The 19,533-nt window shown below is 41.2% G+C and carries 22 protein-coding genes; 12 read left to right on the forward strand and 10 right to left on the reverse strand.

Annotated features, from left to right (window positions below; genetic code table 11):
• Nucleotide 1 precedes the first annotated feature (1 nt).
• The 3 genes from cfbB to MMAH_RS07045 all read left to right on the forward strand — a co-directional run bounded on the left by cfbB (nt 2) and on the right by MMAH_RS07045 (nt 3,713).
• Nucleotides 2-1,447 (forward strand): Ni-sirohydrochlorin a,c-diamide synthase, encoded by a 1,446-nt coding sequence (gene cfbB, locus MMAH_RS07035; RefSeq protein ID WP_013037854.1) that lies wholly within the window; start codon nt 2-4, stop codon nt 1,445-1,447.
• A 67-nt stretch (nt 1,448-1,514) separates the two neighbouring features.
• Entirely contained in the window at nt 1,515-2,567 is a 1,053-nt protein-coding gene (gene endA, locus MMAH_RS07040) for a tRNA-intron lyase (RefSeq protein WP_048902164.1), read from the forward strand.
• 123 nt (nt 2,568-2,690) lie between these two features.
• Entirely contained in the window at nt 2,691-3,713 is a 1,023-nt protein-coding gene (locus MMAH_RS07045) for an AI-2E family transporter (RefSeq protein WP_013037856.1), read from the forward strand.
• Here the strand turns inward: MMAH_RS07045 and MMAH_RS07050 are convergent.
• The 8 genes from MMAH_RS07050 to MMAH_RS07080 form a co-directional block, all read right to left on the reverse strand.
• Nucleotides 3,703-4,368, reverse strand: coding sequence for a PHP domain-containing protein (locus tag MMAH_RS07050; RefSeq protein WP_013037857.1), 666 nt, complete (start codon nt 4,366-4,368; stop codon nt 3,703-3,705). The two genes, MMAH_RS07045 and MMAH_RS07050, sit on opposite strands and share 11 nt — an antisense overlap.
• A gap of 25 nt (nt 4,369-4,393) precedes the next feature.
• Nucleotides 4,394-5,680: a GTPase HflX gene (hflX, locus tag MMAH_RS07055; protein WP_013037858.1), complete on the reverse strand. Its 1,287-nt coding sequence runs from the start codon at nt 5,678-5,680 to the stop codon at nt 4,394-4,396.
• A gap of 31 nt (nt 5,681-5,711) precedes the next feature.
• The gene (locus MMAH_RS07060) at nt 5,712-6,119 is read right to left on the reverse strand and encodes a DUF2209 domain-containing protein (protein WP_013037859.1); all 408 of its coding nucleotides are present in this window, start codon (nt 6,117-6,119) and stop codon (nt 5,712-5,714) included.
• 287 nt (nt 6,120-6,406) lie between these two features.
• Entirely contained in the window at nt 6,407-7,459 is a 1,053-nt protein-coding gene (locus MMAH_RS07065) for a hypothetical protein (RefSeq protein ID WP_013037860.1), read from the reverse strand.
• A gap of 518 nt (nt 7,460-7,977) precedes the next feature.
• Complete coding sequence (gene hcp / locus MMAH_RS07070; RefSeq protein WP_013037861.1) at nt 7,978-9,597, reverse strand: hydroxylamine reductase; 1,620 nt, start codon at nt 9,595-9,597, stop codon at nt 7,978-7,980.
• Nucleotides 9,598-9,889: 292 nt separating this feature from the next.
• Nucleotides 9,890-10,129, reverse strand: coding sequence for a DUF5683 domain-containing protein (locus MMAH_RS07075; protein WP_013037862.1), 240 nt, complete (start codon nt 10,127-10,129; stop codon nt 9,890-9,892).
• 53 nt (nt 10,130-10,182) lie between these two features.
• Entirely contained in the window at nt 10,183-10,335 is a 153-nt protein-coding gene (locus MMAH_RS10510) for a hypothetical protein (protein WP_013037863.1), read from the reverse strand.
• On the reverse strand, nt 10,332-10,772 hold the full coding sequence (locus tag MMAH_RS07080; RefSeq protein WP_342626794.1) for a rhodanese-like domain-containing protein: 441 nt from the start codon (nt 10,770-10,772) through the stop codon (nt 10,332-10,334). Before MMAH_RS07080 ends, MMAH_RS10510 begins: the two co-directional genes overlap by 4 nt.
• 218 nt (nt 10,773-10,990) lie before the next feature.
• On the opposite strand from MMAH_RS07080, the gene MMAH_RS07085 reads away from it, so the two are divergent.
• Nucleotides 10,991-12,385, forward strand: a complete 1,395-nt coding sequence (locus MMAH_RS07085; protein WP_013037865.1) for an NAD(P)/FAD-dependent oxidoreductase — start codon at nt 10,991-10,993, stop codon at nt 12,383-12,385.
• Nucleotides 12,386-12,396: 11 nt separating this feature from the next.
• Here MMAH_RS07085 and MMAH_RS07090 read toward each other — a convergent pair whose 3' ends face one another.
• On the reverse strand, nt 12,397-12,771 hold the full coding sequence (locus MMAH_RS07090; protein WP_013037866.1) for a winged helix-turn-helix transcriptional regulator: 375 nt from the start codon (nt 12,769-12,771) through the stop codon (nt 12,397-12,399).
• Between the two features lie 118 nt (nt 12,772-12,889).
• On the opposite strand from MMAH_RS07090, the gene hcp (MMAH_RS07095) reads away from it, so the two are divergent.
• A complete protein-coding gene (hcp, locus tag MMAH_RS07095; protein WP_013037867.1) occupies nt 12,890-14,581 on the forward strand; it encodes a hydroxylamine reductase in 1,692 nt (563 codons plus the stop codon).
• 32 nt (nt 14,582-14,613) lie between these two features.
• On the forward strand, nt 14,614-14,952 hold the full coding sequence (locus MMAH_RS07100; RefSeq protein ID WP_013037868.1) for a cupin domain-containing protein: 339 nt from the start codon (nt 14,614-14,616) through the stop codon (nt 14,950-14,952).
• A gap of 8 nt (nt 14,953-14,960) precedes the next feature.
• Here the strand turns inward: MMAH_RS07100 and MMAH_RS07105 are convergent, their stop codons facing one another.
• Nucleotides 14,961-15,317, reverse strand: coding sequence for a hypothetical protein (locus tag MMAH_RS07105; protein WP_013037869.1), 357 nt, complete (start codon nt 15,315-15,317; stop codon nt 14,961-14,963).
• 185 nt (nt 15,318-15,502) lie between these two features.
• Between MMAH_RS07105 and MMAH_RS07110 the strand changes: the two genes are divergently transcribed.
• The 6 genes from MMAH_RS07110 (at nt 15,503) to MMAH_RS07135 (ending at nt 19,529) form a co-directional block, all read left to right on the forward strand.
• Nucleotides 15,503-16,120, forward strand: coding sequence for a hypothetical protein (locus MMAH_RS07110; protein WP_013037870.1), 618 nt, complete (start codon nt 15,503-15,505; stop codon nt 16,118-16,120).
• 171 nt (nt 16,121-16,291) lie between these two features.
• Nucleotides 16,292-16,798, forward strand: coding sequence for a DUF7287 family protein (locus MMAH_RS07115; RefSeq protein WP_013037871.1), 507 nt, complete (start codon nt 16,292-16,294; stop codon nt 16,796-16,798).
• Complete coding sequence (locus tag MMAH_RS07120) at nt 16,740-17,411, forward strand: DUF7288 family protein (protein ID WP_245526206.1); 672 nt, start codon at nt 16,740-16,742, stop codon at nt 17,409-17,411. The genes MMAH_RS07115 and MMAH_RS07120 overlap by 59 nt, the downstream gene beginning before the upstream one ends.
• A 13-nt stretch (nt 17,412-17,424) precedes the next feature.
• Entirely contained in the window at nt 17,425-18,237 is an 813-nt protein-coding gene (locus MMAH_RS07125) for a hypothetical protein (protein WP_013037873.1), read from the forward strand.
• A gap of 90 nt (nt 18,238-18,327) precedes the next feature.
• Nucleotides 18,328-18,726, forward strand: a complete 399-nt coding sequence (locus MMAH_RS07130) for a hypothetical protein (protein WP_157198713.1) — start codon at nt 18,328-18,330, stop codon at nt 18,724-18,726.
• A gap of 14 nt (nt 18,727-18,740) precedes the next feature.
• On the forward strand, nt 18,741-19,529 hold the full coding sequence (locus tag MMAH_RS07135; protein ID WP_013037875.1) for a DUF7289 family protein: 789 nt from the start codon (nt 18,741-18,743) through the stop codon (nt 19,527-19,529).
• Nucleotides 19,530-19,533: the final 4 nt, after the last annotated feature.

Here is a 19,533-nt window from a genome sequence, read left to right on the forward strand (position 1 = left end):
TATGCCTGATCAAAACCTTATGGAGATGCCTCGTCTGCTGATATCCGCAGATCGCTCCTCTTCCGGTAAGACAACAATTGTTGCCGGAATGTTAGCAGCTCTTACTGCCAGAGGATACAGGGTACAGCCTTTCAAGGTCGGCCTGGACTACATTGATCCCAGTTATCATTCTGAGATCACAGGCCGGAATGCCCGCAATATAGACGGCTACCTCATGGACGAGGAAGGAATTCGTGATGTATTCACCCATGGATGTGAAACTGACGAAATGGCAGATGTTGCCATCATCGAAGGTGTAAGGGGACTCTATGAAGGCTTTGATAGTTTCACCGATACCGGCAGTACTGCCCAGATAGCAAAAATACTCAACTGCCCTGTAGTGCTGGTAATCAATGCCCGCAGTATTACACGTTCAGCCGCAGCCCTTGTGAAAGGTTACACTTCTTTTGATGAAAGTATAAACATCGCAGGAGTAATCCTGAATAATATCGGAAACCCCCGCCATGCAAAAAAGGCCAGTGAAGCAATTGAACACTACACCGGGATTCCCGTACTTGGAACCATCCGCAGGGACAATGCAATGCAGATATCCATGCGCCATCTGGGACTGATCCCGGCTCTTGAAGGACGCAGGTGTATCAGTGACCTGGACCAGCGAATCGGGACTATCCGGGACAGGGTGGATGAAGGGGTGGATATTGCAGAGATACTTAATATCGCAAGATCTGCAGAACCTGTCGAAAAACCTCCAAAAACCATGTTCACATCCCGTGATATAAAAGGAAAGAGCCCTAAAATCGGTGTGGCACTGGACGAGGCTTTCAATTTTTATTATTATGATAACATCGAACTGCTCCAGTTAGCAGGTGCAGACCTGGAATATTTCAGCCCGGTCCATGATAGTAAGTTACCCGATGTTGATGGATTGTATATTGGGGGAGGATATCCCGAACTTTTTGCCCCCCAGCTTCAGGACAACGAACCCCTGCGCCGGGAGATTCGCGAAGCGTCCAGAGCAGGAATGCCCATTTATGCAGAATGCGGCGGACTTATGTACCTGACAGAAAAGCTCACTACCGGCGTAAAAGGCAAAGGCACATACCATATGGCAGAGATGCCCGAAGCCACCACCGAAATGGTAGGAGCATTACCCGGCCACACCCTCATGGGACATACCCGTGTGGTTAGTTACAATAACGGCCAGATCGTAAAGGATGCGATCATAGGCAAAAAGGGAAATACATTCAGGGGTCATGAATTCCATCATTCCGAAATAAGGGATATTCCGGATAATACGGATTTTGCCATTAAACTTTCCCGGGGAATCGGAATCAAAGGTGAGTGGGACGGGATGACAGTAGGAAATACACTGGGCTCCTATGCACATCTGGAAGGTATTTCCTATCGTGAATTTGCCAGTTCCTTTGTGGATTCTATACTGGAATGAAACCAACTTATAAATAAAATCAAATCTCATTGTGCCATCGCTATTTACTGTTTACCGGGTGCTCGGCTTGATAGGAAAATTGAAAGAAGACAGAGTTGTTGCCGGCAAAGAGGCAATTGAAGAGATATATGAAACCAGTTATTACGGCAGACCCAAAAACGACAAATTAATACTCACCCTGGTTGAAGCAGCACACCTGCTTTACCGTGAGAAACTCGAAATTGAAAAAGAAGGCGTATCACTTGGATTTGAAGAATATTTCAAGAGTGCCTCCCTGTTAAACCCTAATTTTGAACTCAAGTACATTGTATATAAAGACCTTCGAGAGCGTGGATTTTACGTTCAGCCGGGAGTTGCGGATTTCAGGGTATATCCACGGGGTGGCAAACCCGGAAAATCCTCATCCCGCAGTTATGTGTATGTTCATTCAGAAAGAGTGGCCCTTCCCCTATCTGTCCTTCTGAAAAACCTGGAATCAGCATGCAACGTGCGCAAACAGCTCATAATTGCAGTTGTGGACGAAGAAAGCGATATCACCTATTATGAAGTGCAGGAATCAGACCCTTCAGGAAATATGGAACAACTGTATCCTTCACTGCAAACTCCTGCAACAATGCTTGAGGACCGTGTCATTATCTGGGACGGTGAAGCTTCCGGTAAACTTCATGAAAATGGCTTTTATGGCAAGCCCCTGGATCAAAAAAGGCTACAACTGTCCCTTGTAGAGGGTGCCTTCCTGCTAAAGAATAACATAATTGAAGTAACCACAAGATACAATCGCGACAAACTGGGTTTCAGTGAATTCTGCGAAAAGGCTGCGCATATAGAGCCTCTTTTCCAGAGGAAATACCGGGTATACGAAGACCTCAGGAACCGCAAACTCGTACCTAAAACCGGATTCAAATTCGGTACACATTTCAGGGTCTACAGCGAAGTTAAGTCCGCATCAAAGATTCCTCATTCCGAATACCTGACCCACTCTATAGGTACACAACATGAATTTTCCCTGCCGGTTATGTCAAGGGCAATCAGGCTGGCCAACAGTGTGCGTAAAAAAATGCTTTTTGCGATTATAGCTAACACAATACGCTACATAGATATAACACGTGTAAAGATGTAATGTGCGCGTAAAATATATTAAAAATTAAAAATAACCACAATTAAAAGTTAAATAGCTAAATTTAGAAGATAAAACAGACAAAAAACAGTTGATTTATTTAGAGTACAGGATATTAATGATAGCATGGAAAGTATTAGTTCTGAAAGAAATGGAAGAAGAGCAGTTGCCCTACTCATTATAATTTTACTTGCAATTGCAATCGGTTATGCGTTATATCCATATATAGGAGCTTTTTTTGCAGCTGTGATAATTTATGTTATAACAAATCCAGTCCACTCATATATTACAAAAAAATTAAAGCTTGATATGAGAATAACGTCTATTATGATTATCTTTCTGTCTTTAGTAACTATAATAATTCCTTTATACTATATAATAATCCTTTTATTAGAACAAGCAAAACAGCTGATGAATATTGCACGTTTGAATTGGGATATTTTAGAAGAAAATATCCAGATAATAGACGAAATCGCCCCTGCCCTGAATATCGAACTAAAAATGGCTGAACTTGTACATATAATAGAAGAATTTATCACCGGATTTATATTTGGAACTATTCAGAATCTGGGGAATCAGCTTATAGGCCTGGCAATAATGGTATTTCTGTTGTATTATCTACTTAGTACAGATAATAAGAAACTTGAAGAGATGGCCTTGAATATATTACCTTTCAGCACTGAAAATAAACTACATCTGCTCAATGAAATGCGGAACATAACTTATTCAACAATACTTGGAATTTTGTTTATAGCTCTTTTCCAGGGAGGAGTACTGACAATTACCTTTCTGTTACTTGGTATTGAAGGTGCACTGTTGTGGGGATTTATCACATTGATACTTTCAATAATACCCTTCATAGGCCCACCCCTTGTATGGGGACCTGCAACCGTTTATAAAATAATTGAAGGAGATTTTATTGCTGGCACGATAATTTTTGTGGCTGGGATGTTCATAAGCAATTTTGACTATGTACTAAGACCTTATATACAAGAGAAATTTGCCGCAATCCACCCATTAATCTCTTTACTGGGACTTTTTATAGGAATATATCTATTCGGGGCTATAGGACTTGTAGTTGGACCTGTACTTCTGTCCTGCTTTATACTGATGTTGAAAATGTTTAATCAGGAATATATCAAAGAATAAAACCATATTTTTTTTTCCTGATACCCCTGAGCATCTGTCCTACAACATATTTTGGAGGCGTCAGTTTACCGCCGGGCTTTACACGACCTGTTTTTATCGCAGAGAGGACTGAATCCACAGATCCATCCGTAACATCGATGTCAGTATAGGACCTGCCAACCATACGAGGTTCATGGGCATCACTGCCTCCTACTTGCGGCAATCCTAGTTTATCGGCAACTATCTTTGCCCTCGTATTGGCATAAGGAGTCAAGCAACGGGAATTGAAAACTTCAACCGCATCCACATCCAGACCTTCCAGATACCCGATCCCATGAGAGGTTTTTTTGTAAGGATGAGGAATAATTACAAGACCGCCCAGGTCATGCGCATATTTGATGGTGGAAAGGACACTCATTGCCGCAGGCACACTTTCCGATGCACCCAGCACAAGCACATGGCCTTCAGCAGAACTTACTTCCTGGCCAGGGATTACCAGAATGTCCGAAGCAATTTCTGATGCCCGCCTGGCACAGGCAAAACCACCTTCAACACTGTCATGATCACATATAGCAACCCCATCAATACCGTTTTTTTTAGCCCATTCCAGGATGGAATCAAATTGAGAATTACTATCATCTGAAAAACAGGAGTGCACATGTAGATCGATCAACATATAATAAAGGCTATGCAATCTGAATTTATAAATCTTTGGAGGTGGATTCAGCTGTATTACCTGAACTCAATCTTTTTTCGAGGGATCTAGCTTTGCGATAGACCTCATTCCTGGCCTCCACATCCATAACAATATTATTACCATAATTAACACTGTGCACGATTCCCTCTTCAAAAAGCCAGGATACAGCAGACATGCTCTCACCTGACATAGGTAACTCCAGGGTAAACCGTTTCCATTCAGGCAGATGGGAATAAATAACATCCTTGAGTTCATCCAGCCCTTCAACGGTCTTTGCAGAGACCACCACCGGATTGGGAGCCAGGTAGGCAATCGATTTGAGCCGGGAGCTGAGTTCTTCGGGGGAAAGCCTGTCGGCCTTGTTGATAGCGGTGATTATTGTGGCTTTTTCGAGCTGTTCCCAGAATATTTCATGGGATACGGCGAGTTTTTTCCTAATGACATCTACCGGCTCACTAATATCCACTACAAGCAGTATAATATCCGCCCTGAATACATCTTCCAGGGTTGAGCGGAATGCATCCACCAGAAAGTGAGGGAGATCTTCTATAAATCCCACAGTGTCTGTGAGCAGGGTCCAACGACCGTTAATGCCCAGATATCTTGTTGTAGGAGATAGGGTGGTAAAAAGCATATTTTCCACCTCCACATTCTCGTCAACCAGGGCGCGGAATAATGTGCTTTTTCCCGCATTCGTATAACCCGCAAGGCACAACAGGGAAAAACCTTCACCATGCCGGTAACCACGCAGGTTTTCACTATCCCTTTGAACTGTGCTGAGTTCTTTTTTAATACGGCTTATACGTTTCTTGATATCCTGCTCATAGGAGTCCTCATAGCCACCCAACCCCATGAAACCGGGCCGCTCTTCCATTTTTAGCAGGGATACGATTTTCCTGGCTCTGGGAAGCTCATATTCCAGCCGGGCAAGTTCAACCTGCATACGGGAACGCCTGGTGGTGGCCCGGGTTGCAAAAATTTCCAGGATCAATTGAAACTTATCTATTACCTCGCATTTACACATCTCGGACAGATTATATACCTGGGTTACCGAAAGTGGATTGTAGCATATTATTTTTGCAGGTTTTTGTGACAGGGCCAGCTCTGCAAGCTCTTCTGCCTTACCTTTACCTATCTGGTATTGCCTGTCAGGATAACGGGTCTGGATCACTTCCTGAACTACATTATAATTTCCAGCCCAGGCAAGTTCCCTTAATTCAGCGAGTTTGCGTTGGTTTTCCGACTCACTGCAACGGGGGATTCTCCTCTGTACAATAATTACATCTTTCATATGGTTTAACTCTGGATTATGAAAATATAGTTTATAGATTATCCTTGATTAGTTCCCATGACTGGGGATCAAGAAGTAAATTGCGACTGCTGAGGGATATATGGTGAGCGATTTCGATACCCATCCTTTCACTCAGGGATTCGGGATATTTGAAAGATGCGGTAAACATACTGTTTGAAAGCCACTCAGGCTGGTTGAAAAAATCCCCTTCCTCTGCCACTATGGTAACCCCCTCCATTCCTTCAACTGTTCTTTCAATCATCTGCACAACATCCACAACCTCAGGAGGGTTGTCACTCACAAACGGTTTGATATTTACACCATGTATCTGTTTCACATGCCCGCCTGACACCGAAAGGGATACAGCGGCACATACCATCAGGTATCTGGAATTATGCCGATGGCGACCTGATATATCTACAGCAATTATCCTTTCCATTTTAAAATTCCCGATTATCTGAAGTATTCTGCCCTTAGTAAGGGTTTTAGCAATAAAATATTTGTCTTTTTTAACGTGCAGACCTTTAAGAATATATTTTAGATGGGTCTTAAATGATTTCATGTGTTTGAAAGAAAATGTACCATTTTTTATATGCAAAAATATATGAAAATCCGTAATCTAATTCCGTTTTACCTACATCAAAAATTAGAAAGAAAAGCTGATATTTACGAAAAACTCAATCAGCTTTGTACCAACATGAACGATGTTGACAAATATGGGGACATTTAGTTTTTATCGCGTATCACTTCATATTCCTCATATCCAATCCTTATCCCATGTACATAGTAATCAAACTGCACATCGCTCTTGCCATTCATCAGCTCTTCAACCACAATTTTTTGGTTACTTTTGTGTGCCACATACAAACCATTGCAATTTCCCAGAGGTGTTACCTGAACGGTCAATCCCTCATCGCTGGCCACAAGTCCAAAGTGTTCAGGGAGCTGGATAGATGCTGAACCGTCTTCAAGTTGTGCCGTTCCTCTTGTGTAGACCCCAGCTTCATCCCCTTCCAGAGATGTATAGACGATCTCCTTTGATTCGTTTTGGGGATGATCCATCACGAAGGACTTCGAGCCCCTCGCAGAGATACCGCCCCTCGAAGAGATTGAACTCGCAGCGATACGTCCATTAGTGAAAACATCTCCGTTCCCACGTACTTTGAAATTTATGTCGTCATAATCGCGGCCTGCTCCAAGAGCGTCTCCCATGTAGCCTGGGTTTAAGAATAAGCCACCACAAGCTTCACGAGAAGCTACAGGTAGTCCAGGAGTTTTGCCCACAACCCCATGGTAGTCCTGGCTGTAAGCAAAAACCCCTTCACTTTTATCGCCATAGGTTCTTGTAAAAAAACCCTCACTGTGACGCCCATGGGTCACTGCTTGAAAGCCTTCACTGTTATAGCCATGGGTTGTTGCATAGAAACCTTCACTACTGCTTCCATAGGTTTCTGCCTCAAACCCTTCACTCTGATTTCCAGCGGTATTTGCAAAGAAACCCTCACTGTGACGCCCACCGGTTACTGCTTGAAAGCCTTCACTGTTATAGCCATGGGTTATCGCAAAAAAACCTTCACCACTGCGTCCATAGGTTGTTGCTCTAAAACCTTCACTATTATAGCCTTCGGTTGTTGACTGAAAACCTTCACTGTTATTTCCAGTGGTTATTGCGTTAAACGCATCAGTGTTATCTTCCTCAGTACTTTCTTCAATTTGTGCATTAACAGCCTGAATTGCACACAGAAACAAAAAACAAAATAAAATCAGCTTCCATTTCATACCTATACCCCCGATTCTTTTAAATTTGACATCCCATAAGTACTTTCCTTTTTTCACCCAACCTAAAAGTTCCTGACTGTACCATACATAAAAAATGGAAAAGAGACCATATTTTTCATGTAAGCGATACCCTGGAAATAGGAAGGGAAAAGATCGTGCTTGTTTTCAGTAATATGCAGTCTTGTCAGCATGTTTTTGAATAATCGTGCTTGCAAAAAGTGCTATTATTTTATCCCGTCCAGAAAAAGGGATATTTATAGGTGTTTCAGTCACCTGAAAGACATTGTATTGACCTCATTTCACTAAAAATCTGGACTTCTATACTAACTCTCTATAAGAACTCTTGTTGAATTGAAACTGGGATAAAATAAAAAATGTGCATGAAAACCTGAGGAAAAGCCATTTTGCCTTGCTGTCCACCATCCATTGATGAGTCTGATGGCGGAATTACTCATATTGGTAATTATTAAACAAAAAGACAGTTGACCCGGAAGGGTCATGTCTCCATTTTTAAGACTTTACTTTAAGAGTCTCCCCATGTCCTCTTCTACAGTGGTATTTTGTGTTATGTTGAACTTCTCCACCAGCACATTCAACACATTCGGGGAAACAAATGCCGGTAGTCTCGGTCCAAGGGTGATATCCTTTATCCCAAGTCTCAGGAGGGCAAGCAATACAAGGACTGCCTTCTGTTCATACCATGCGATATTATACGAGATCGGTGCGTCGTTGACATCTTCAAATCCAAGCCTGGCCATGAGTCCCTGTGCAATGATTACCAGTGAAAATGAATCGTTGCATTGGCCCGCATCCAGTACTCTGGGAATTCCGTCAATGTCGCCCAGGTTAAGTTTATTATAGCGATATTTTGCACATCCGGCGGTAAGTATAACAGTGTCTTCGGGCAGTGCCTCTGCAAAATCTGTGTAGTACTGCCTGTCCTTGTGACGTCCGTCACACCCTGCCATGACAATGAACTTCTTTATTTTGCCTGCCTTGACAGCATCAACAATCTTGTCTGCATTGGACAATACGGAATTATAGGCAAAACCGCCTGATATGGTACCTTTTTCCAGTTGTACCGGAGGTTCACATGTCTTTGCCTGCTCGACTATGGCCGAGAAGTCTTTCTTACCATCTTTAGCCACGATGTGTGTGGCACCGTCATAACCTACAGAGCCTGTAGTGTATAATCTGTCAATATAGGTCTTCTTTGGAGGAACTATACAGTTGCTTGTCAGTAATATTGGTCCGTTGAAACTCTCGAATTCTTTCTTCTGTTGCCACCATGATCCACCATAGTTGCCCACCAGATGTTCGTACTTCTTGAATTCGGGATAAGAATTGGCAGGCAGCATTTCTCCGTGGGTATATATGTCAACACCAGTGCCTTCAGTCTGATCCAATAATTGTTTCAGGTCATTCAGATCATGTCCACTGATGAGAATTGCAGGATTGCTTCTGGTTCCAATATTGACCTGGGTTGATTCCGGATGCCCGAATGTAGTGGTATTTGCCATATCAAGTGCTGCCATCACATCAAAACCTTTTTCCCCACACCTCAGGACCAGGGCGATGAGTTCCTTTTCAGTTAGGCTGTCATCCGTGGTCGCCACAAGGCCTTCTTCTATAAATGAATTAACTTTTTTATTGGTATTTCCAAGCATCATAGCATGATGTGCATATGCTGCAATTCCTTTGATACCAAAGATTAACAGTTCTCTTAATGACCGGATATCTTCGTCCTCTGTCGCAAGTATGCCGGTATTCCTGTCCCTGAGATTTTGCGGGTTCACAGTTGCTATATCGGGCAGATCATTCTCGTCAAGTGCATTGTTATCCAGAAGTTTCTGCTTGATCTCATTCTGAAGTTCAAATCCCCTATCAATACGTTCCTGAATACCGGTTGCTCTGAAATCGGTATTCGTTATGGTTGAGAACAATGCATCGAACATAAAATCATCAGTGCTCGCCTCAGAAATGCCTGCCTTTCTTGCTTTCTGGTTGTAGTATGAAATGCTTTTAAGCACATAGATGAGATCGTCCTGAAGATCTGCAACTTCCCCCTTCTTCCCGCACATACCATTCTTAGTGCAACCTTCCCCGTTCATTGTTTCTTCACATTGATAGCAGAACATTTTGTCACCTTTATTTTTAGTTACGATTGTATATATGCAACCATTTAGCCGTCTGAGATTGTAGTCGCCACCTTATAAGTCAACACTGACATATCTGAGATAGGACTATTTATAGAGATAGTTTCCACTTCGATACTCAAAAACAAATAATGCTAAACCTCACTCCTCGATAGGTGAATAAATTTCAAAGCAGTTTTTGTATCGTACCACCATATCCCCAACTGCTTTTAATATCAACTTTATTCATCATTACCATAGAAGATTCAGATGAGGATTCCTCAGTCCTAATATATTACAGGTTATTTGCATTGAGTTTTGTGGCCGATGTGTAGGCGTCATACATTGAATATAACCAGAACAGAGGATAAAGGACAATTCCAATAAGTATGTACATCATCAGGACCAGGCATATTCCGATAACTATGAATAAAACACCTTTTTGTTGCTGGCCAATATAGATTTGCCCCAGTCCAGGGAATATGAATGATAAAATAATAGCAATAAGCGGGCTTTTCTGTTGATTCTGCTCCATGAAAACTCCCCTGTGCATAAATTTTTACAATTATTGTGATTTACGATCGATTTTCAACAATATTCATCTCCTGAAAGGAAATAATCCACAAGTTGTGATATTTCACTTATTGCCAATTGACCCCCCAGATAATCATCTATTGAAGCTGATATTTCTTCAATATCTATCAAGTAATTTTTGTTTTCATCATAAATATCATATGTCACAACAGGATACCTGCAGCCTTCCAGGCATTGATACCTCCTTCCATGTTGTACACATCGATGTAACCAGCACCTATCAACGTGCTGCTTGCACTGGCGCTGCGCGTTCCACTTTTACAGTATACCAGTACTGTTTCTTTATTCGGCACTTCATCAAGTCGGGAAGGCAGCAGGGTGACACCTATCAGATTTGCATACTTGATATGGCCTTCATCAAATTCACTTTGTGTCCTTACATCCAGCAGAAAAAGATCTTCAGTATCAAGCATCTGTTTTGCCTGATTTACACCTACATCCGTATATCCGTTTACACTAATATCAAATGCAGCTACATTGCTCTGTGTTTGGCGATCTACAGAAGCAGAACCTGCTGTAATTGCTCCCAGTAGAACTAAAATGACCAGGAAAATTACTGTTTTATTATACCCTACATATTTTATTCAAATACCCCCATTTAAATCGTATGCATTGGCTTTATTCTTTCAAAAATTGTTATGGAATACTCTATCCAAATAGTTTATATCATTTTTGAACCCTGGGTTAGGAACACTAATCCTGACCATTGGCAGGTTCTTGATATTTTATCAAATACCAGATGAAAATAAGGACAACTATTTAATCATAAAAAATCCAGTTTTATGAGGAGAAAAGCGATATTATGGTAATAAATACTCGATACGATGTAATCATTATCGGAGCCGGGCCTGCCGGGATGTTTGCGGCCAATGAACTTTCCGGGCATGGTTTGAAAATCCTGGTAATCGACAAGGGTAGAGATGTCGAAAAAAGACATTGTCCAATGGAATCCGTTCAGCACTGTATGCACTGTGCTCCCTGCAATATTATGTGTGGAGTTGGCGGAGCGGGGACATTTTCTGACGGGACCCTGAATTTAAGACCGGATATCGGAGGGGACCTTTTAGAATTCACTCATGATCAGGAAAAGGCATGGGAACTTGTGGATTATGTGGATAATATATTCCTGCAGCATGGAGCCACAGAAAAAGTGATTTCACCGAAGGGAGAAGATGTAGAGCAACTTCAACGCCGGGCTGCGTCTGTAGGAGCAAAATTCATCAATATCAAACAACGGCATATAGGAAGCGACAATGCACCTGCTGTTATTGGTAAATTTAAAAAGAAACTGGATGAAAATGGAGTGGATTTTCTTCTAAACACTGATGTAAAAGACCTCTGGATTGAGAACAATGTATGCAGAGGTGTTTTCCTGAATAACGGCAGGACAATAGAAGGTAGTTATACACTTCTGGCACCAGGCCGGATAGGGGGAAAATGGGTCAATGAAATTGTTGATAAACATTCAATTGATGCCCGTTATGCAGGAGTGGACATCGGGGTTCGTGTTGAAGTTCCCGGAATTATAATGGACCCTGTGACCAGAATAAACCGTGATCCGAAATTCCATATCCAGACCCGTAAATATGACGATTTTGTACGCACTTTCTGTACCAATGAACACGGTTTTGTAGTCAGGGAAGAGTATGAAGGATTCATTGCCACCAACGGACATTCAATGCATGACACGGTTTCTGAGAATACCAATTTCGCATTTCTGGTACACATCGAACTGACAGAACCCATTGAGAATACAATCAAGTATGCAAGGTCGGTGGCAAAACTGGCAACTACCATAGGGGGTGGCAAACCTGTCCTCCAGCGAATGGGAGACCTGAGAAGAGGACGGCGTTCCACCGAAGCGCGTCTTGTAAGGAATCCAGTGGTGAATACTCTAAAAGATGTAACTCCCGGGGATATTTCGATGGCCATGCCGCACAGGATAGTTATGGATATCATCGAGGGACTGGAAACCCTTGACAGGATCATTCCCGGCGTGGCTTGCGACTCCACCCTTCTCTATGCCCCGGAGGTCAAGTTCTATTCCATGAAAATACAGGTTGACGGGAATATGCAATCAAATATCAGGAACCTGTTTGCAGCCGGGGATGGAGCAGGATTGTCCAGGGACATTGTTAATGCTTCTGCAACCGGTATCCTGGCAGCAAGGGGAATATTGGAAATTTCTGCCCGATAAAGATTACACTTTCAGTTATCGATTGCTTTTGCAACACCGCAATACTTACAATCGGAAACACTACAAAGAGGATTGTCAAATTTCCATTTGAGTCCCCACCCCTTGATTTCCTTGATTATTTCGATAAATTCCTGACCGCTTTCACTTAAGGAATAAAAAGATTTTACAGGAATAGCCGAGGAATCAAGTTCCTTTTCAACAAGCCCATGTGCCTCAAGTTCCTTCAAACGTGTAGACAGCATTTTTGGTGTGATATCCCCCAACATTGATTTGAGTTCATTGAACTGTTTCTGGTATTTATCTCCTTTATGCAATTCCAGTAGGATACACAGGGTCCAGCGCTTGCCAATTATATCCATCATCTTGTAGAGGGTGCAATCTTTCATAGTATCTAGTTAGAAACCTTCTATTATATAAACCAGTATCCTAATAATACTTGGTATCTATAAGATACTTTGATAGATATAAGTGTTGCAAAATATCTATAAAGTGTGGAGGAAGAATATGTTCTGTTACCAATGTGAAGAAACAGCAAAAGGAGAAGCCTGTACAAAGGGTGGAGTATGCGGGAAATCAAATGAAGTTGCAGATCTGCAGGACCAGCTTATTTATATTCTTAAAGGTCTTGCCGCTGTCAACCAGAAAGCAAGGGACACAGTACCCGAAAATCCGGGCCTGAAAACCCGACTAATAAATGCACTGAAAAGAAACCAGCAAGCAAAGGAAGGGGAACCGGAAGATTATATTGATTCCGGTTTCATGGAAGAAGCCCTTTTCTCGACAGTAACCAATGTAAACTTCAGTGCTACTGATTTCAAGAACTGGATCCAGGATGCGTATGATAAAAGGGAACAACTCAAATCCGAACTTCAGGCACATGGAGTAGGTCTTAATGATCTTCCACAGGCTGCAAGTGTCAAGCCAGCTGAACTTGGAGACATTGATTCAGTCAGCATCCTGGCAACTGAAAATGAAGATATCAGATCCCTGAGAGAATTACTGGTATATGGCCTAAAAGGTATGGCTGCTTATGCATATCATGCCCGTGTGCTTGGGCACAAAGATAAAGATATTGCAGCTTTTGTTGACAGGGCACTGGTAGCCACTCTGGATGACTCCCTCTCCGTAGATGATCTCACCGGCCTGGTGCTGGAATGTGGAAGTTTCGGTGTTAAGACAATGGCAATGCTGGATGAAGCCAACACTGCAACCTATGGCCATCCGGAACCCACAGAGATTAATATTGGAACCGGGAACAACCCGGGTATCCTTATCAGTGGGCATGATCTGAAGGACATGGACCAGCTCCTGAAGCAGACCGAAGGCACCGGGGTTGACGTATATACCCACGGTGAGATGCTGCCTGCCAATGCCTATCCAGAATTCAAGAAGTACGAACATCTGGTGGGCAACTATGGTGGGTCATGGTGGCAACAGAAAACCGAGTTTGAAAAATTCAATGGTCCAGTGCTTATGACCACAAACTGTCTTGTACCTCCCGGGGATTCCTATTCTAACCGGGTATTCACAACAGCAATGGTCGGATTTAAAGGACTCAAACACATCGAAGAGAAAGAAGACGGTACAAAAGACTTCTCTGAAATCATTGAAATGGCAAAACAATCCAGACCACCCGAACAACTGGAAAATGGCGCAATACCTGCCGGATTTGCACACAATGCCGCCCTTTCAGTTGCCGACAAGATCGTGGATGCAGTCAAAGCCGGCCAGATATCCCGGTTTATTGTAATGGCGGGTTGTGACGGGAGACAGCATGACAGGGAATATTACACTGAATTTGCAAAACAACTGCCACAGGATGCGGTAATTCTTACAGCAGGTTGTGCCAAGTATCGATACAATAAACTGGATCTGGGAGACATCGGCGGTATCCCCAGAATACTGGATGCAGGACAATGCAATGATTCCTACTCACTGGTTGTCATTGCCCAGAAGCTGGCTGAAGCCTTTGAACTGGATGACATAAACGATCTGCCGGTTTCCTACAATATTGCCTGGTATGAGCAAAAGGCAGTCCTTGTATTGCTTGCACTGCTAAGCCTTGGTGTCAAGAACATTGTACTGGGACCGAGATTGCCGGCGTTTGTTTCCCCGAATGTGTTGAACGTGCTGGTTGAAAATTTCAACATAAGCAAGAACACAACTGTAGAAAATGACTTGGAGAGGCTGCTTTAAAGCCTCCCATCCCCTCTTTAGGAGAATTTAATATGCAAATCAGATACGTAAAAGATGCCGAGCAAAAAAAGAATCCGCATGGTGCAGATGTGCGAAAGATGTATGCATCAGACCATGGTCAGGCAATGCACATAACTCTTGAACCCAAACAGTCCCTAAAAAAACATATTACTCCGGTGGATGTGTTTTTCTATATACTTGAAGGCAAGGCCAGGGTGGAGATCGGAGATGAGACCGAGATTGTGGAGAAGGATTCAATTGTTGAGAGTCCTGCAAAGATCCCCCATCTGGTAGGTAACGCAGGTGACGGGATTCTGCGTTTTTTGGTTGTGAAAATGCAAAAGCAGGAAGAATCTACCCAGCTCCTGTAATTTCTTTTTTAGATATAATACTCCACTGAAAACCTGTATATTACGTGTAACTTTTCCATGGAGCGCACTTCTATTGATGGCATGTCACTATCAGGCGTAAAACCTGTTTCTTCAAAATCCACGAAAATTACTTTACATTTGATGTTTTCATGAAGTTTTTCCATGAAATAGCTTGCTTTTTCCATAATTCTGTGTATCAGTTCCTCAACCTGGTCTTTTGTAAAACTATCACAGCAGGCTGGCACATATTTAACTTCAGTGCTCAAATGTTCACGGTCATGCAGCATCATGGAGAATCCATCAATCTGTGCTCCTTTTATTGCATAATCCTCAAGTCCAAAACTCCTGGTAATAATATTTTTCATTCTTACCCTCCTGGCTTTACTATGTATGTTTTACATTAAATTGCTTTTCAAAAGAATTACATCCTGAGCGATCCATTTCTGCTCCATGTGATACTAAGGACTATAAATCGACAGATTATCTATTTATATAATAAAGTTCTCATATATTTCAAGTAGTTATTATACACAATTCCAGGAGATCATTTATGGATTATGAGAAAATATTTTCAGACACATGGGAGGTTTTCAAAGAAAACTTCGTGACATACCTTATTGCTACATTGGTTGCTATGATAGGTTCGATTCTTATTGTGACAATTGCCCCGCTACTCTACGGTCTGGTAGAAATGGCTGTCAGGGGTGTAAAAGGTGAGCCTATAGATTACAAAGATGTATTCAGTGGTTTTGATAACTTCGTGAGAAGCTGGGTTTTTGTTCTTGTAGCTGTGATTTTATTGGCCATAGGTTATATGCTTCTTATAATTCCGGGACTTATCCTTTCCATCCTGCTACTGTATGCTTTTCCATTACTTGTCATCAGGGGCTACAGTGGAATTGATGCCATCAAGGAAAGTATAGAGATCGGAAAGAACAATTTCCTGGATACGGCAATCATCTCCGTTATCCTCTGGATTATCAGTGGCATTGGCAGCTATGTAATTTTTGGTTCCCTAATTACCACACCGATTGTTGTGATAGCATCTGTGGTAGTTACATATCGTATGATCGAGAATCATGAAACAGCATACACCTATGTGGCAGATTTCGAAGAAGTTAATGACACATCATCTGATGCAAATGAAGGGGTACATAGGCCCCTTTAATTTTTTTGAATTTTTCGTTTACATAAATCTTACATATTAGTACATACAGGATCTGCTTATGATATCATTAATCCATCACCATATTTTTATAATTAAAATTATTAAATAAATGTGCTTAGGGAAATCAATAATATATAGCCATATTCTGGCACCTTTTGAATGGACTGAAATATGATGACACGCAGGTCAAGGAAAGATAATACACTTAAAACAGGCTCGGATGGTCAGATTACAATCGATTACCTGGCCGCAATTACAATATTTATATTTGTAATTTTTTTTGTGTTCAATTATACTTCTGGGTTATTTACACCATTCCATTCTGAATCAGATGAAGTGACACTGATTGCAGATCGTGTGTCAGTAACTATCACTGAAAAAGAAATGAGTTCAGGAGATATGACCACAACCAACCTCATCAGCAGCGAAAATACAGAAACTTTTTTTTTATTGCTAAATAACAGTTATGATACGACTTTGTCCTCTCTCGGATTAAAAGGGGAATTTAGCAGTTATGATCTGAATGTAACTATCGAAAATAGTTCATCGACAATGTACATGGGTGGAAAGACCCTGCCTTCGGTTGGAAATATAGGACAAACAAAAAGAACTGTTCTTTTTGAAAATTCCGATACCAATAATTTACAAACAGCCACAATGTCTGTCAGGGTGTGGTAAACTGGCACTGAAATTTATTTTTCATAATAATGATTCGGCACAACTTCACACCCTTGAAGCCATAATGGCAGCTATGGTAATGATCGGTGTACTCATATTTGCTGTTCAGGCAACCACAATTACTCCTTTGACATCGTCTACAGCAAATGCACATATTGAATCCCAGCTATATACCCTGGGCCAGGATATGGTAATGACACTTGATCATTCACAATATGATCAGGACTCTCAACTAAAACAAGAGATCATAGGCTGGAGTGGTGATGAATATGTCTGGAATGCTACTCATTATATCTCCATGAGTCCAAACAGCAGTGATACTATCAGTGGTCCGGTCAAGGAATTACTGCAACAAACTCTGGTAGCAAAAGGAATCGCCCACAATATGGAATTCAAATTCAGGCTGGATTCAGGGAATACTCTAACATCACCTTACATATACAACGGTGACCCCTCTGATAATGCTGTGATTGTTTCAAGGAAAGTTGTACTTTCAAATAGCGATCTTGAAAATCCCTCTTCCTTTGAGAACAAAACTTCAATTCCAGATATGGACAATACAACGGATTTCTACAATATAGTTGATGTAAAACTCACAATGTGGCGTATGTAAAAGAGGAAGTGAGATGGATAAGTATAAAGATTCAGGACAGATGTTGCTGCTTGCTGCATTTACCATAGGATTTATGGTTGTAGTTTCAACTGTAATGCTAAATAATATTATTTATGCAAGTAACATGGCCTCTGAATCCAATAATGATATCAGTTATTTTGAGGTATCAAATATTGCCCGTATGACCGATGAAGCTACAAAAGCAGCCTACTACAATGCCACCATAGGTTCTTCTTTCAATCATACCGTCTTCGGTCACTATCTTGAAAATTATTCCCATGAAGTTACGATATTATATGCATATCAGGGGGTATCATTTTCATTCACCAACAGTACTCTCCAAGATGCATATTTTACAAAAAACGGTTTATCGTCAGGACAGGAGAACTGGACAGTAATCGATAATGTGAACAATGTGTCTAATTTTACAATGGAAGAAATTGATACCAGTAATCTGGGGAATGTATCCGAACCTTTCGAGGTGCATGCCTTAAATCAATCCGGTTCATCCATCTGGTTTATGAAAATATACGATGACAGTGGTGATATAATGGCCAATGTTTCAAATCAAACCTATAACATCAACCCGTCCTTCATAGATATCAAAGGCAATATAACTTACCAGTTTGACAGCAATACAGCAGGGGAAACATACAGCCTGAAATATTTTAATTCAAGTAATCTTATTGGACTGTATTCACTATCCGGAGAACTCACTAACGGTGATTCTTTCAGGTGCGATAGATACAAGGTAATCAATGCAACGGCAGACATCTCTACGAGTAAAAACAAAATCAATGTGACCTTCCCGGTAACAGTCCCCTGAGTGATTATATTGTATATGAAAAAAATATACCATAACAGAGATGCAGTTTCTACAGCTGTTGGTTTTATATTGACATTTGCAATAACGATCATGGTATTTATGTTTGTGATGAATTCTTCCTATGTAATGATGGACCGGAATGAACAGTCAGTTATGCGGGAGCAATTCGAAATACATGGCAATAGCATTGCCCTTCAGCTTACTAAAATCGATACAACAATAAATCTTACCAGAAGATCCGGAGGTAATGTCGAAGAAATACAATCCAATATTGTGTTACCTCCGAAAATAGCGGATGAATATTATTATATGCAAATTTCAAACCAGACACAGGAAATAATATTTGAATCCGACGGCATAGCTGAAACCAGGGTCCAGATACCATATGAATTGACAACAACAGATATAGAATCCGCTACTATAAACAGTGTAGGCGGTGGGCATTACTTCTTTTACAATAGTACTACGGATATAATAGAAGTCCACTGAAAAATGGCGATATTATGCATATTGTTCCAAAAAAACTCTTCAGATCGGAAAATGCAGTATCGGAAGTAGTCGATACAATATTGATACTTGGAATAATGCTAATAGCCATATCTATTATAGGAGTTGCAGGTTATCCTGCTCTTCAAAATATTCAGGAGCATGCCCATACCGAAAATATAAAGCAAAGTCATATTGTACTGTGTGAAAATATCAATAAAGTAGTTTTCGATATAGCTCCTTCACAATCAGTTGAACTAAAAATGTATGGAGGGAGTGTCCTGACTAGCGGCACCAGTACCATCAATGTAACAATGCAAACCTGGAATTCTTCATCAGATCCTGCAGGTTTGGAGAATCAAACATTTAAGAGGCAAATGCGAGAAATCAAGCATTTTTATGAGGAAACTGCAGTAGCTTATGAAAATACAGGTGTCTGGGCAAGATATGGAAATGGAGGCACAATTATAGTCAAAAAACCCAGTTTTGTCCTTTCTGACAACAATATGATAATACCTGTTGCTGCAGTAATGGGTTCAAATGGAATTTCGGGAGAGGGATTGATCAGGGTTATTGCAGATGGAGGGGATTCATCAGTATTTTCTTATGAAAATGTTTCATCTGTAGACATTACTGTGAAAAGTGATTATTATGCTGGCTGGGAAAATTACCTGAATGAAACAATGGGTATGCAGGTAATAAACAAAGACGAAACAAATACAACTGTACATTTAAGGAAAGATGATTTTTCCGAAAATATAGATGTATATATAACTCATTCACCTATGAAGGTGAGAGTGGAATAATGGT

Source organism: Methanohalophilus mahii DSM 5219 (genome assembly GCF_000025865.1).
Lineage (GTDB): Archaea > Halobacteriota > Methanosarcinia > Methanosarcinales > Methanosarcinaceae > Methanohalophilus > Methanohalophilus mahii.

What these genes read in the sequence shown, in the direction of transcription:
- cfbB (WP_013037854.1), top strand. Translation starts at nt 2, where the DNA reads ATGCCTGATCAAAACCTTATGGAGATGCCTCGTCTGCTGATATCCGCA.
- MMAH_RS07045 (WP_013037856.1), top strand. Translation starts at nt 2,691, where the DNA reads ATGGAAAGTATTAGTTCTGAAAGAAATGGAAGAAGAGCAGTTGCCCTA.
- MMAH_RS07050 (WP_013037857.1), bottom strand. Translation starts at nt 4,368, where the DNA reads ATGTTGATCGATCTACATGTGCACTCCTGTTTTTCAGATGATAGTAAT.
- hflX (WP_013037858.1), bottom strand. Translation starts at nt 5,680, where the DNA reads ATGAAAGATGTAATTATTGTACAGAGGAGAATCCCCCGTTGCAGTGAG.
- MMAH_RS07060 (WP_013037859.1), bottom strand. Translation starts at nt 6,119, where the DNA reads ATGGAAAGGATAATTGCTGTAGATATATCAGGTCGCCATCGGCATAAT.
- MMAH_RS07065 (WP_013037860.1), bottom strand. Translation starts at nt 7,459, where the DNA reads ATGAAATGGAAGCTGATTTTATTTTGTTTTTTGTTTCTGTGTGCAATT.
- hcp (WP_013037861.1), bottom strand. Translation starts at nt 9,597, where the DNA reads ATGTTCTGCTATCAATGTGAAGAAACAATGAACGGGGAAGGTTGCACT.
- MMAH_RS07075 (WP_013037862.1), bottom strand. Translation starts at nt 10,129, where the DNA reads ATGGAGCAGAATCAACAGAAAAGCCCGCTTATTGCTATTATTTTATCA.
- MMAH_RS07085 (WP_013037865.1), top strand. Translation starts at nt 10,991, where the DNA reads ATGGTAATAAATACTCGATACGATGTAATCATTATCGGAGCCGGGCCT.
- MMAH_RS07090 (WP_013037866.1), bottom strand. Translation starts at nt 12,771, where the DNA reads ATGAAAGATTGCACCCTCTACAAGATGATGGATATAATTGGCAAGCGC.
- hcp (WP_013037867.1), top strand. Translation starts at nt 12,890, where the DNA reads ATGTTCTGTTACCAATGTGAAGAAACAGCAAAAGGAGAAGCCTGTACA.
- MMAH_RS07100 (WP_013037868.1), top strand. Translation starts at nt 14,614, where the DNA reads ATGCAAATCAGATACGTAAAAGATGCCGAGCAAAAAAAGAATCCGCAT.
- MMAH_RS07105 (WP_013037869.1), bottom strand. Translation starts at nt 15,317, where the DNA reads ATGAAAAATATTATTACCAGGAGTTTTGGACTTGAGGATTATGCAATA.
- MMAH_RS07110 (WP_013037870.1), top strand. Translation starts at nt 15,503, where the DNA reads ATGGATTATGAGAAAATATTTTCAGACACATGGGAGGTTTTCAAAGAA.
- MMAH_RS07115 (WP_013037871.1), top strand. Translation starts at nt 16,292, where the DNA reads ATGATGACACGCAGGTCAAGGAAAGATAATACACTTAAAACAGGCTCG.
- MMAH_RS07125 (WP_013037873.1), top strand. Translation starts at nt 17,425, where the DNA reads ATGGATAAGTATAAAGATTCAGGACAGATGTTGCTGCTTGCTGCATTT.
- MMAH_RS07130 (WP_157198713.1), top strand. Translation starts at nt 18,328, where the DNA reads ATGGTATTTATGTTTGTGATGAATTCTTCCTATGTAATGATGGACCGG.
- MMAH_RS07135 (WP_013037875.1), top strand. Translation starts at nt 18,741, where the DNA reads ATGCATATTGTTCCAAAAAAACTCTTCAGATCGGAAAATGCAGTATCG.